Origin of the sequence: Bradyrhizobium altum (genome assembly GCF_020889705.1) — a bacterium.
In the GTDB taxonomy this organism is placed as follows: domain Bacteria; phylum Pseudomonadota; class Alphaproteobacteria; order Rhizobiales; family Xanthobacteraceae; genus Bradyrhizobium; species Bradyrhizobium altum.
In genome coordinates this window covers 1-12,172 of sequence record NZ_JACMYP010000261.1, presented here as the reverse complement: position 1 = coordinate 12,172, position 12,172 = coordinate 1, and the positions used below count along the sequence as shown (strand labels likewise).

Sequence of the window (12,172 nt, the reverse complement as noted above, 5' to 3'; positions counted from 1 at the left end):
CGTTGTTTGAGACATTGAATCGAGAAACCATCCTCATCGTCGTCCTGGCGAAAGCCAGGACCCATTACCCCAAGTGTCAGTTGTCGTGCGACGCTGGGGCTGCGTTCTCGTTCACAAGCAAATTCGGTCGTTATGGGTCCTGGCTTTCGCCAGGACGACGGCTGTGAGTGTGGCGCGATGTGTGTGTCAAACGAGAGCAGCATCTCCGCCGCACTGCATCAGCAATCACGCCACCTTGCGCCGCCCCGCACGCTTCGTGTCCTTCGCGCCATCCTGTTTCGGCGCGCGGAGCTCGCGAGCGGCGAGGCTGACGACCTCGGCGATCTGCTGGAGTTGCGCGGCGAGCGGGCTGGTCTTGCGCCAGACCATGCCGATGGTGCGGGAGGGCTGCGGGTTCTTGAAGCGCGAGACGGTGACGGGCGCCGAGCGCGTCTCCACCGTCACCGCCATCTCGGGGATCAGGGTGACGCCGATGCCGGCGCCGACCATCTGCACCAGTGTCGACAGCGAGCTCGCATCCAGCACCTCGCGCGGCGGCGAGGATTGCATGTTGCAGAACGACAGCGCCTGGTCGCGGAAGCAATGGCCTTCCTCGAGCAGCAACAGCCGCATCTCGCGCAGCATCTCGGCGCTCGGCACCGGCGTCTTGGCGTCCTCGCCCGGCCGCACCAGCAGGAAATTCTCGGAGAACAGCGCGACCTCGGTCAGCGACGGTTCATGCACCGGCAGCGCCACGATCGCGGTGTCGAGCCGGCCCTCGGCGACTTCCTTGATCAGCTTCGGCGTCAGCGTCTCGCGGACATGGATGTCGAGCTCGGGATGCAGCCGCGCCAGCGTCTCGATCACCCGCGGCAGCAGATATGGCGCAATGGTCGGGATCATTCCGACGCGCAGCCGCCCGGCGAGCTTGTCGCGCGAGGCGCGCGCGAAGTCGCCGAGCTCGTCGACCGAGCGCAGGATGTCGCGCACGCGATGCAGCAGGTCCTCGCCGAAGGTCGTCAGGGTGACCTGCCGGGCATTGCGTTCGATCAGCACGCCGCCGACCGCTCGTTCCAACTCGCGGATCTGCATCGACAGCGCCGGCTGCGACACCGCGCAGGCATCCGCGGCGCGCCCGAAATGCCCGTGCTGCGCCAGCGCATCGAAATACCTCAGTTGCCGGAGTGTGACATTTATCATCAGATTATCTTATCGACGCGATCACTAAAGTCAATTTCACCTGATGGATTGGGGCGCGTAGAATCGTTCTTGGAAGAGCTCCAGCGCATTCCAGAATCCATCACCTCGGAGAAGAAACATGGACGCAAAAACCGACGACGGCGCGGGCAAATGCCCATTCACGGGCGGGCCCCGCGGGCACGCGAATCGCGACTGGTGGCCGGAGACGCTCGACGTTCAGGTGCTGCATCACAATTCCAACCTGTCCGATCCGATGGGCAAGGGCTTCGACTACGCCAAGGAATTCAAGTCCCTCGATCTCGACGCCGTGATCAAGGACCTCACGGCCCTGATGACGACGTCGCAGGAATGGTGGCCGGCCGACTTCGGCCATTACGGTGGCCTGATGATCCGCATGGCCTGGCACTCGGCGGGCACCTATCGCATCACCGACGGCCGCGGCGGCGCCGGTGCCGGTCAGCAGCGCTTCGCCCCGCTCAACAGCTGGCCTGACAACGCCAACCTCGACAAGGCGCGCCGGCTGCTGTGGCCGATCAAGCAGAAATACGGTCGCAAGATCTCCTGGGCCGACCTGATGGTCCTCGCCGGCAACGTCGCGCTGGAATCGATGGGCTTCAAGACCTTCGGTTTCGCCGGCGGCCGCGCCGACGTGTGGGAGCCGGAAGAACTGTACTGGGGTCCGGAAGGCACCTGGCTCGGCGACGAGCGCTACAGCGGCGAGCGTCAGCTCTCCGAGCCGCTCGGCGCGGTGCAGATGGGCCTGATCTACGTCAACCCGGAAGGCCCGAACGGCAATCCGGACCCGGTTGCCGCGGCGAAGGACATCCGCGAGACGTTCTTCCGCATGGCGATGAACGACGAGGAGACGGTTGCTCTGATCGCCGGTGGCCATACCTTCGGCAAGACCCACGGTGCGGGCGATCCGTCGTTGATCGGCCCGGAGCCGGAAGGTGGCGCGATCGAGGATCAGGGCCTCGGGTGGAAGAGCAAGTTCGGCACCGGCGTCGGCGCTGACGCGATCACCGGCGGTCCCGAGGTGACCTGGACCCAGACCCCGACCAAGTGGAGCAACCACTTCTTCGAGAACCTGTTCAAGTACGAATGGGAGCTGACGAAGAGCCCGGCCGGTGCGAAGCAGTGGAAGGCAAAGGGCGCGGACGCCGTCATTCCGGACGCGTTCGATTCGTCGAAGAAGCATGTCCCGACCATGCTGACCACCGACCTGTCGCTGCGCTACGATCCGGCCTACGAGAAGATCTCGCGCCGGTTCTACGAGCATCCGGATCAGTTCGCGGACGCCTTCGCCCGCGCCTGGTTCAAGCTCACGCACCGCGACATGGGTCCGATCGTGCGCTATCTCGGCCCGCTGGTGCCGAAGGAGGCGCTGATCTGGCAGGATCCGGTCCCGGCGCTCGATCACGCTGTGATCGACGACAAGGATATCGAGGCGCTCAAGGCAAAGATCCTCGCCTCGGGTCTCTCGGTCTCCGAACTGGTGTCGACTGCCTGGGCCTCGGCCTCCACGTTCCGCGGCTCCGACAAGCGCGGCGGCGCCAACGGCGCGCGCATCCGCCTTGCTCCGCAGAAGGACTGGGATGTCAACGAGCCGGCGCAGCTCAAGGGTGTGCTGGCCAAGCTCGAAGCCATCCAGAAGGAGTTCGTCAAGAAGGTCTCGCTGGCCGATCTCATCGTGCTCGGCGGCGCGGCCGCGATCGAGAAGGCGGCGAAGGACGGCGGCACCCATGTGAAGGTTCCCTTCACGCCGGGCCGCACTGATGCGACGCAGGATCAGACCGACGTCGAATCGTTCGCTCCGCTCGAGCCGCGGGCTGACGGCTTCCGCAACTACATCAGCGGCAAGCATCAGTTCCTGCAGCCCGAGGAGGCATTGGTCGACCGTGCGCAGCTCCTGCGGCTGACCGGACCGGAATTGACGGTCCTCGTCGGCGGTCTGCGCGTGCTCGGCGCCAATGCCAAGAAGTCGAAGCAAGGCGTCTTCACCGGCAAGCCGGGGACGCTGACCAACGACTTCTTCCTCAACCTGCTCGACATGGGCACGGTGTGGAGCGATGCCGGCCAGGGCGTCTATGAGGGCCGCGACCGCAAGACCAAGGCGGTGAAGTGGACCGGCACCCGCGTCGACCTGATCTTCGGCTCGCACTCGCAGCTGCGCGCGTTCGCCGAAGTCTACGGCTCGTCGGATGCCAAGGAGCAGTTCGTGAACGACTTCGTCGCGGCCTGGGCCAAGGTGATGAACGCCGATCGCTTCGACCTTGCGAAGTAAGCGACCGGTACGCAACGGCAATCAGGGACAGGGCGGCGCTTCGGCGCCGCCCTGTTTCATTTCGGGGACGCAATTTGGAAGACGAAAGGCTTTCCGCAGCTTTGCTCAGTCGTGCAGCTTCATGTCCCGGATCATCTCCTCGAACTCCGCCTGCGTCGGAATCGCCGGTGGCGATTGCGCCGCGCTGCTCATCACGATGGGAGCATCGCACTGCGAGGCCCCGCGCGAAGGTTCGAAGATCGCGGTCAGGCTCGCCCAGCACACCAGGAGAGCCACGATCCAGTCCAGTACATTGGATGCCATCATTGCAGCACCAGCATCAGCATTTCCATGCGCTGATGGTGCAGCCTGTGCGATGCTTGCGCAATTCGGAAGCTACGAAACGCGACTTCGGCGTGGCCGAGCGAAGTACCGAAGGCTGGACGCTATCCGGTCCGCGCCCGACGCCCCTCGATCGGATAGGCGGGATCGTTGAAGCCCGGCGTCGAGGGATGGCCGGCGACGACGAGGCGGTCGATCAGGGCTTCGTCCTCGGCGGTGAAGCGATAATCGAGCGCGCGGATGTAATCGTCCCATTGCGCTTCGGTGCGCGGTCCCGCAATGACCGCGCTGACGAACGACGAGTTCAGCACCCACGACACCGCGAACTGCCCGGCGGTGATGCCGCGGCTCTCGGCGTGACGCTTGATCTCCTGCGCGAGTTGCAGCGATTCCGGCCGCCACTCGGTCTGCATCATGCGCTTGTCGTTGCGGCCGGCGCGGGTGTCGGCGGCCGGTGCGGCATCGGGTGCGTATTTGCCGGTCAGCACGCCGCGCGCCAGCGGGCTATAGGGCGCGATGCCGAGGCCGTAATAGGCGCAGGCCGGGAAATGCTCGACCTCCGGCATCCGGTTCATCGCATTGTAATAGGGCTGGCTCGCGACGGGACGGTCGATGCCGAGCCGATCGCAGATGTTGCAGATCTCGGCGACGCGCCAGGCGCGGTAGTTGGAGACTCCGAAATAGCGCACCTTGCCGGCGCGGATCAGGTCGCCCATCGCACGCACCGTCTCGTCGAGCGGCGTCGCGTGGTCTTCCTTGTGCAGGTAGTAGACGTCGATGTAGTCGGTGCCGAGCCGCTTCAGGCTCTCGTCGGCGGCCTGGAACACCCAGCGCCGCGACAGCCCGCGATGGTTCGGATCGTCGCCGATCGGATTGGCAAGTTTGGTCGCGAGCACCCAGTTCGAACGGCTGTTCGAGATCGCGCGGCCGACGACCTCCTCGGACTTGCCGCCATTATAGGCGTCGGCGCTGTCGATGAAGTTGATACCGGCCTCGCGCGCCTTCGCCACGATCCGCGACGAGGTCGCCTCGTCGGTCGGCCCGCCGAACATCATGGTGCCGAGGCAAATCGGCGAAACCTTCAGGCCGCTGCGGCCGAGCTGGCGATATTGCATCGATCGTTCCTCCGGGTCATTCCGGGATGTCCTGAAGGACCAGACCCGGCACATCGGGATTCCGGGCTCGATGCTGCGCATCGCCCCGGAATGACAGGATCAACTCTCGTTCTTCAGAATCTTGAACACGCCATTGGCCATCGCGACACAGCGCTTGTCGACGGTCACTTCGGCCGTGATGAAGATCAGGCTGCGGGTCGAGCGTACCACGCGCGGCCGCGTCGTCAGGATCTCGCCGATCTTGCCGGCCTCGACGAAATGGGTGTCGAGCTGCACCGTCGCAAGCGTCGGCTTGCCCGAGACGAAGCGCGCGGCCATGCCGCAGGCGCGGTCGGCGAAGGTCATGATCACGCCGCCCTGCACCAGGCCGCGACGGTTGTGGTGCTTGTCCTCGGTGATCAGCGCGAGCTCGAGCGCGCCGTCCTTCAACCGCTCCCACAACGGGCCGATCAGCGTCAGGAAACCCGTGGTGTCGGCGATCTTCCAGCCGTCGGATTTGAGTTTGTCCGCGGCCTTGGCCGTCATGAGGAGGGATCCCTTGCTTGCAAATGATTGATCGCAGGAGGCATGTCGTTGCGCTCATTTCATCAAACGCTGTTGTGTTGTAGTCAAGCTCCATGGCCCGCACATTTGACGATGCCACCCGGCGGAATATCGCAGAGCTCTGCGCCGCATTCGCGCGCCTCGAGCCGGCGGATGCGGCACCGACGCTAAAGCGCGCGGCGGTCGCGATCGCGCTGACCGAAGGTGATGACGGCAGCAGCACGGCCTTCCTGCTGACCCGCCGCAGCGCGCGCCTGCGCGCCCATAGCGCGCAATGGGCGCTGCCGGGTGGCCGCTGCGACGCCGGCGAAACGCAGACCCAGGCCGCGCTGCGCGAGCTGCACGAGGAGCTTGGGCTGGCGCTGTCCGAACGCGATGTGCTCGGCATGCTCGACGACTATCCGACACGCTCCGGCTATCTGATCACACCGGTCGTGGTCTGGGCCGGTGCGCATGCGGCGATCGCGCCGAACCCGGACGAGGTTGCGTCCGTCCATCGCATCGGCCTTGAGGCGATCGAGCTCGACGATGCATTCACCTTCGTCACGATCCCGGAGAGCGCGCGGCGCGTGATCCGCTTCCGGCTCGGCGGCCAGCAGATCCATGCGCCGACCGCCGCGCTGATCTATCAGTTCCGTGAGGTGCTCGCCGGCCGCAACACCCGGGTCGCCGATCTCGAGCAGCCGGTGTTCGCATGGAAGTAGGCCGCAACGATGCGGCTATTTGTGACGCCGCTTGCGGGCGTTCATCTTCATTACCTTCTCTTGCGCAACAGGCGAATGCGTTGCGCTCTCGGGTTCCGGTGGCGCCCGCGACACATTCTCGTAACAAGAGAACCTTGAACGCGTATCCGGAAACGACCCGCAATCCGGACGCTCGGCGCGCGCAGGTGCGGCGAGCGTCAACGCGCCAGCGGCGGCGAGCCAGAGTGCCATTCTCATCGCAATCTCCACGGCATTCTTCGGAGAACACCGCATTGTGGCGAAAATTCTGGACCTGATCGCGGCATCCGGCCGCTTGCGCTCCGGACATTTCCGGGCTGACTTCGCGGCGGCGCTTGCTACAACGAGGCCATGCGCCCGCAATTGATTCGCCTCGTTCCTGGATTTGTCGCGCTCGCGCTCGCCGCCAGCGCGCCGTCCGTACTGGCCGGCGAGGCCGATGCGTTGCCGCCGTCCGTCGCCAATGCGATGGCGCAGGCCTCGCCGCAGGCGATCATGGAATATCGCCGCAAGCTGGAGGAATATCAGGAGGCGCGCGCCGCCTTCGAGCAGGACGCCAGCGCCTATTGGAGCGCGATCGCCGACAAGCGGCGCGGCCGCAATGCCAAGCGCCGCGACCGCGTGCAGATCTCGCTGGACGATTACGTGCTTCAGCAGCCGCCGGTCTATGAGGGCCCGAAGCGGCCGGTCAACCCGGCGCCGGAAGAAGAGGGCGGCAAGCCGCCGCGTCCGCCCAAAACGATTCCCGTGGTGTCGGATCTGGTCAGGGCGGCGGCCGAACAATTCCAGTTCACGCCGCAGCGGCCGTCGAGCGAGGTCGAGTTCAAGCGCGCCTATGCCCGCTACGCGCGCGCCGCGGGGCTGACGCCGGAGCAGGCGGTGCGGGTCTATTCGTTCGAGACCGGCGGCACCGGCAATTACGACGTGCAGGCCGGCATCGAGCATGGCGGCAAGCGCGCCATCTCCACCGCGATGGGCTACAACCAGCTGCTCACCACCAACACCGTCGAGCTTTTGGCCGAGCAGGGCCATGAATTTGTCCGGGACCTGACCGCGCGAGTGGCGGCGACGCAGGGGCCGGCGCGCAAGGCGATGGAGCACAAGCTCGCGGTGCTGAAGAAGATGGTCGCGTTCACGCTGACCGTGCCCGACGACTGGTCGGCGCATCAGCGCCTCGCCGATACCCCGCAGGGCTGGGCGTGTCACGCCATGGTGCTCGACATCGATATCGGCCCGATGCTGCAGACCCACAAGCTGCTGACCTCGGTGATCTTCGCGCGCAACAAGGGCCACGCAAGACCGCTGACCGCGGCCGAGCTCGAGATGATGAACCTGACCGGCGACGGCACCGGGCTCGACATGGTGACCATGCCGCAGGCGATGCGCGAGCAGGTGCCGACCACGAATTTCTTCCAGCGCTCCGGCTACGAACGCAATCCGGTCGCGATCCGTCACAACACCGTGGCCAAGCTGCTTGCCATCACCAACGAGCGGATGGATTCCAACAGCAACAAGCCCGGCGCGAGGGAATTGGCCGCGGCGTTCTGAGGTCTATCGAAGGCGTCAGAGCATTGTCGGTTCTGATTGAATCAGAACCGAAGCTCTAGACCCTTCCGTTGACGCGTTTTCTCCACGCGAACCGGCGTCCACGTCGCTCGAAAACGCTCTAATTCGAGCCGAACATGAACTTGCCGTCGCCCTCGAGATAGGGCCCGGAGCGCATGTAGAGCTGGCCGTTGTGGCCAATGAAGAATAGCGTCCCCTTCGGCACCTTCTTGGCGCCCTTCAGCAGTGTGTTGGCATTGCTGGTCCCCATCTTGTAGGCCCAGGTCTTGCCGTCCTTGTCATAGGCGTAGCCCATGTCGGTCTTCAGCTCCCAGGGCGCAGCTTCCTGCGCGAATGCGCATGTCGTCAGCGCGGCAAACGCCGCAGTCGCAATAAAGGTCTTGGTCAGAAAATGCGTCATGATCCACCTCCGGCCGAGAAAAACGGCGTCGTCCCCACGTTCTTGAACAAATCACGAACGGCATTTGCGCGTCAATACGACAATCGGCGCGACCGCTATCGTCCATCAGCGACTTTGTGATTTCCCGCATCAAGCTTGGCGACTATCTTCGCGTTACCGTTTACAAACGCTTCGATTGCCGGAAACACTACCTGGGGATGATCGGGATGAACCACGTCATGAAGATCGGTATCGGTGTCGCTCTGTCGTTCATGGCGCTGGCGTCAGTCGCGCAGGCGGACGAGTTCAAGCTCTCCAACAACCAGCGGATCTCCTGCAGCCGCGGCCTGTCGGCCGGCAAGCTCAACACGTCGACCTGCAAGTCCTACGCCTATCTGTTCAACGCCAAGACCTCCGAATACTTCCGCTGCCAGGTCTCGCTGGCGCTGACGCGGGATAACAAGGAGGTCATCAACGTGCAGGCCGACGGCGGCTGCACCAAGAAGCCGCGCATCTTCGAGACCGACGGCAATTACACGTTCGACGCCACCGAGACCGAGCCGCCGAACACCAATTCGTTCTTCGGTCCGGGCGGCTATGCGATCTGGGCCAGCGATACCAACACCCAGAAGATCCGCGGCTGCATCACCATCTCGTCCGGTCTCGGCTCCGACATCTCGAAATGCCTCGACATGACGTTTCAATGACGGCCGTGCGGGCCGTGTGATGCGCAAGCTGCGCCCGGCCCCGCTGTGCCGCTCCTGGCTGTTTCTCGAAGGCGCCAACGAGGCGGTCCTGCAAGGCGCGGCCGCCAGCGGCGCCGACATGCTAATCCACGAGTTCGAGGACTTCACTCCGCCGCCGCTGCGCCCGAAGGCGCGGGCGCTGGCGGCCGAGCTCTACGCGGCCTGGCGCGACCAGGGCGTGGTGGTCGCGGTCCGCGTCAATCCGTTGGACCAGGACGGCATGGACGATCTTGCCGCCGTCATGCGCGGCCATCCTGACATCGTCGCGCTGCCGAAGGTCGCCGAGCCACACCATGTCACGAGACTCGACGAGGCGGTGACACGCTTCGAGCGCGACTATGGCATCGCCGAAGGATCAACGTCGCTGTTGCCGAACATCGAGTTCGCGCGCGGCCTGGTGCAGACCGGCGCGATCGCGGCGGCGAGCCGGCGGACCATCGGTTGTCTGATGGCCGCCGAAGACCTCGCCGCCGATCTTGGCGCGGAGCGCGGCAGCGATGGCTTGGAGCTCGCTTACGCGCGCCAGCGCTTCATCGTCGAATGTCGCGCCGCCAATGTCGTCGCGGTCGATTGTCCCTACACCTGGAGCGACGCTGCGGGCGTCGAACGCGACACGATCTGGGCGCGACGGCTGGGTTACACCGCAAAGAGCCTGGTCGATCCAGCACATGCCGCCATCGTCAACGGCGTGCTTACGCCGAGCGAGGATGAGTTGCACCAGGCGGCCAGGATCGTAGCTGCGTTCGAAGCGGCGCGGGCACAGGGCCTTGGGCGCGTCGAACTTGACGGCTCGCTGCTGGAAGTTCCGACCTATTCCAACGCAAAGCGCCTGATCGCGCGCGGCGAGGCGCTGCGCGCGATCGATCGCAACGCTCGAGCCTGACCGGAGGCCATGCCTCAAGACGCCGGCTGTTTCTCCGAAAAGTGCATGCGCGAGCGGGCGAACTTCTTGACGCCCATCGGCTTGCCGAACAGGTAGCCCTGGACCTGATCGAAATCCATCTCGTGCGCGGCAAGAAAGTCCGCGCGCGTCTCGACCCCCTGCGCAATAACCTGCGCGCCGGCGTCGTGTGCGAGCTCGACGATACGCCGGCACACCGTCTGCTTCAGGCGCTGATCCGCGCAACCGGTGACGTATTGATGGTCGACCTTCAGCTGGACGAACGGAAAGTTCGGCAATCCCAGCAAGGATGGCCAGTTCGCGCCGACATTGTCGATCGAGATGCCGATATTGTGCAGGCGAACGCGCCGGGCGACATCGATCGCCAAGTCGAGATTATCGACCACCTCGGCGCTGTCGATCTCGATCAGAAGGCCGGCGAAGGCGGCATGATCCGGAATCCGGTAACAAAGCTCGCGCACCGCAGCGTCGTCGGCGAGAAACGAGATCGGCAGGTTGATCGAGAGATCGACCGGTCCGATCTGTTCGAGCAGATAGCGCCAGTCCTCGATCGCGCGCGCGATCACGAACTCGGACAGCGCATGAAAATGCGGATCGCTTTCGTCGGGGATGAAGTAGGCAGGCGGCACGACGCCCCATGCGGGATGGCGCATCCGGATCAGCGCCTCGGCGCCGCTCGGAACCAATGTCCGGAGGTGAATTTTCTGCTGATACCACAGCTCAAGCCAGCCGGCCTTCAGCGCTTCGGGCACATCCACTGCCGGGCTCGGTGCGGGCTCGAGCGGCATCAATGACGCAAGACTGTCACGAAGGGTTCCGGCGCTGAACGGGGTGGAGAGGGCCGGCAGCATGGCGATACCGTACTCATCGCCGATCTGCCGAACCGCTTTCACGATGATGGAGTCCGGTTGACCGATGACGAGGACCTTGCCGTCGAAGTCCTTTCTCACCAAAGTCTCGAGAATTTTACTGACTTCGATGCCGTCCACGGACACGCCGAGCACCAGAAGATCGGGCCGCTCCGCGTCCAGCACGGTGTCGAGTTCCAGAGCCTGGCCGCATTCACTGGTGATGAAGCCGAGGTCTTCCAGCGCCTCTGCGAGGAAGGTCCGAAGGTGTTTTTTGCTGTCCGCAATGCATGCGCGTGGGGTCAGCTTGCGATGTCCGAACCAGCCGGCTCGTGTTTGTCCGATGTGACTGATGTGGTTCATGCCCCGCCTTATCCGTAATTACCCCGGCCTGACTCGTACATCCATGAGCGGCGGCAATCATGGAAATTTCTGGTTCATACATTGATTGGTTCGCTAACCTTAAAGGATTCAATTCGACTCAAATGATTCCGGAATCGCCGCATCTTGCCGCGGTTACAGGCGCAACAAATGCGTCATCTGGCGTTCATGAGAGCAATCGTGGCTGACTTTGCACCGCACCGGAAACATTGCGCGCGTGTGTCATCGCGAGACGACGTTAATGACTGTGGTGTCCGGTCGATGCAGAAGCGGAATTGCACCATTGTCGGACATCAAATCGAGTTGCCGCCGAGCACCAACGGCGAATCAGATCATCCGTTCTGCGATGCCAATGCAGTCCTGCGTGATGTCGTCGTTGGCGTTCGCAACGTCTCCGGCATCAACGCGCAGTAGCCGATCAGCCCGGCACAAGCGACGGCCGCAAGGAACAGAAAGGCGGCGCTGTAGCCCGCGTGGACGATGATGAACCCGGCGACCGCCGTGCTCAGCGCGCCGCCGATGCCGGTCGCAGTGGCGATCGCGCCCTGGCTGATGTTGAAATGTCCGGTACCGTGCGTGAGATCGGCGACGACGAGCGGGAACAGCGCGCCGAAGATCCCGGCGCCGATGCCGTCGAGCAATTGCACCGACACCAGCCAGTACGGATTGTCCGACAAAGGATAGAGCGCGCCGCGAACAGCCAGCACTGCGAGCGCCACAGCAAAGATCGGCTTGCGGCCCCAGACGTCGGCCTTGCGTCCGACCAGCATCGCGACCGGCACCATCGCCAGTTGCGCCGCGATGATGCAGACCGACATCAGCGATGTCCCGAGGTTGCGGTTGATCAATGCGAGCTTCTGTCCGACCAGCGGCAGCATCGCGGCATTGGCAAAATGAAAGATCACGGTCGCGGCCGCTAAGATCAGCAGCGGCTTGCAGGTCAGCAGCACGCGAAAGCCGGATGGCCGGTCATGCAGCGTGCCGTGCTCCTCCGCGAGATCGTCGAGCCCGCGCGCGACCTGGTGATCGATGGCGGCGGGTGGGATCGAGAGCGTCGCGGCGATGCTGGCGAGCGCCATTGCCGCGAGCAGCCAGAACACGACGACGGGACCGAACCAGTAGGTGGTGCCGCCGGCGATCGCCGCGGCCGCCGCATTGCCGGCATGATTGAAGGCCTCGTTGCGGCC

The 12,172-nt window shown here is 64.4% G+C and carries 12 protein-coding genes; 5 read left to right on the top strand and 7 right to left on the bottom strand.

The features are described 5' to 3' along the window. Positions 1-225 precede the first annotated feature (225 nt). Entirely contained in the window at positions 226-1,179 is a 954-nt protein-coding gene (locus H8B02_RS38685; RefSeq protein ID WP_229170989.1) for a hydrogen peroxide-inducible genes activator, read from the bottom strand. A 118-nt stretch (positions 1,180-1,297) separates the two neighbouring features. Between H8B02_RS38685 and katG the strand changes: the two genes are divergently transcribed. After that, entirely contained in the window at positions 1,298-3,463 is a 2,166-nt protein-coding gene (gene katG / locus H8B02_RS38680; RefSeq protein ID WP_229170988.1) for a catalase/peroxidase HPI, read from the top strand. Between the two features lie 105 nt (positions 3,464-3,568). Here the strand turns inward: katG and H8B02_RS38675 are convergent, their stop codons facing one another. From H8B02_RS38675 to H8B02_RS38665, 3 genes are all read right to left on the bottom strand, one after another. Next, positions 3,569-3,769, bottom strand: a complete 201-nt coding sequence (locus H8B02_RS38675) for a hypothetical protein (RefSeq protein WP_229170987.1) — start codon at positions 3,767-3,769, stop codon at positions 3,569-3,571. A 119-nt stretch (positions 3,770-3,888) separates the two neighbouring features. Next, positions 3,889-4,899 carry an aldo/keto reductase gene (locus H8B02_RS38670; protein ID WP_229170986.1) on the bottom strand — a complete coding sequence of 337 codons (1,011 nt, stop codon included), beginning with the start codon at positions 4,897-4,899 and terminating at the stop codon, positions 3,889-3,891. Positions 4,900-4,998: 99 nt separating this feature from the next. Next, on the bottom strand, positions 4,999-5,424 hold the full coding sequence (locus tag H8B02_RS38665; RefSeq protein ID WP_050405556.1) for a PaaI family thioesterase: 426 nt from the start codon (positions 5,422-5,424) through the stop codon (positions 4,999-5,001). A gap of 92 nt (positions 5,425-5,516) precedes the next feature. Here H8B02_RS38665 and H8B02_RS38660 point away from each other — a divergent pair, with 92 nt between their 5' ends. Further along, complete coding sequence (locus H8B02_RS38660; RefSeq protein WP_229170985.1) at positions 5,517-6,146, top strand: NUDIX hydrolase; 630 nt, start codon at positions 5,517-5,519, stop codon at positions 6,144-6,146. 369 nt (positions 6,147-6,515) lie between these two features. Continuing rightward, positions 6,516-7,712, top strand: a complete 1,197-nt coding sequence (locus H8B02_RS38655) for a hypothetical protein (RefSeq protein WP_229170984.1) — start codon at positions 6,516-6,518, stop codon at positions 7,710-7,712. A 118-nt stretch (positions 7,713-7,830) separates the two neighbouring features. Here the strand turns inward: H8B02_RS38655 and H8B02_RS38650 are convergent, their stop codons facing one another. Beyond that, a complete protein-coding gene (locus H8B02_RS38650) occupies positions 7,831-8,130 on the bottom strand; it encodes a hypothetical protein (protein ID WP_050405553.1) in 300 nt (99 codons plus the stop codon). 206 nt (positions 8,131-8,336) lie between these two features. On the opposite strand from H8B02_RS38650, the gene H8B02_RS38645 reads away from it, so the two are divergent. Beyond that, positions 8,337-8,816: a hypothetical protein gene (locus H8B02_RS38645; protein ID WP_092126210.1), complete on the top strand. Its 480-nt coding sequence runs from the start codon at positions 8,337-8,339 to the stop codon at positions 8,814-8,816. A 19-nt stretch (positions 8,817-8,835) separates the two neighbouring features. Further along, positions 8,836-9,738, top strand: a complete 903-nt coding sequence (locus tag H8B02_RS38640; RefSeq protein ID WP_229170983.1) for an HpcH/HpaI aldolase/citrate lyase family protein — start codon at positions 8,836-8,838, stop codon at positions 9,736-9,738. A gap of 14 nt (positions 9,739-9,752) precedes the next feature. Here the strand turns inward: H8B02_RS38640 and H8B02_RS38635 are convergent, their stop codons facing one another. Both H8B02_RS38635 and H8B02_RS38630 read right to left on the bottom strand, forming a co-directional pair. Further along, positions 9,753-10,967 (bottom strand): EAL domain-containing response regulator, encoded by a 1,215-nt coding sequence (locus H8B02_RS38635; RefSeq protein WP_229170982.1) that lies wholly within the window; start codon positions 10,965-10,967, stop codon positions 9,753-9,755. A gap of 350 nt (positions 10,968-11,317) precedes the next feature. Next, a partial coding sequence (locus H8B02_RS38630; RefSeq protein ID WP_229170981.1) for an MFS transporter occupies positions 11,318-12,172 on the bottom strand: 855 nt, incomplete at its 5' end.

Coding starts and splice junctions, on each gene's coding strand:
- katG (WP_229170988.1), top strand. CDS start 1,298: ATGGACGCAAAAACCGACGACGGCGCGGGCAAATGCCCATTCACGGGC.
- H8B02_RS38640 (WP_229170983.1), top strand. CDS start 8,836: ATGCGCAAGCTGCGCCCGGCCCCGCTGTGCCGCTCCTGGCTGTTTCTC.
- H8B02_RS38675 (WP_229170987.1), bottom strand. CDS start 3,769: ATGATGGCATCCAATGTACTGGACTGGATCGTGGCTCTCCTGGTGTGC.
- H8B02_RS38650 (WP_050405553.1), bottom strand. CDS start 8,130: ATGACGCATTTTCTGACCAAGACCTTTATTGCGACTGCGGCGTTTGCC.
- H8B02_RS38645 (WP_092126210.1), top strand. CDS start 8,337: ATGAACCACGTCATGAAGATCGGTATCGGTGTCGCTCTGTCGTTCATG.
- H8B02_RS38635 (WP_229170982.1), bottom strand. CDS start 10,967: ATGAACCACATCAGTCACATCGGACAAACACGAGCCGGCTGGTTCGGA.
- H8B02_RS38685 (WP_229170989.1), bottom strand. CDS start 1,179: ATGATAAATGTCACACTCCGGCAACTGAGGTATTTCGATGCGCTGGCG.
- H8B02_RS38655 (WP_229170984.1), top strand. CDS start 6,516: ATGCGCCCGCAATTGATTCGCCTCGTTCCTGGATTTGTCGCGCTCGCG.
- H8B02_RS38665 (WP_050405556.1), bottom strand. CDS start 5,424: ATGACGGCCAAGGCCGCGGACAAACTCAAATCCGACGGCTGGAAGATC.
- H8B02_RS38670 (WP_229170986.1), bottom strand. CDS start 4,899: ATGCAATATCGCCAGCTCGGCCGCAGCGGCCTGAAGGTTTCGCCGATT.
- H8B02_RS38660 (WP_229170985.1), top strand. CDS start 5,517: ATGGCCCGCACATTTGACGATGCCACCCGGCGGAATATCGCAGAGCTC.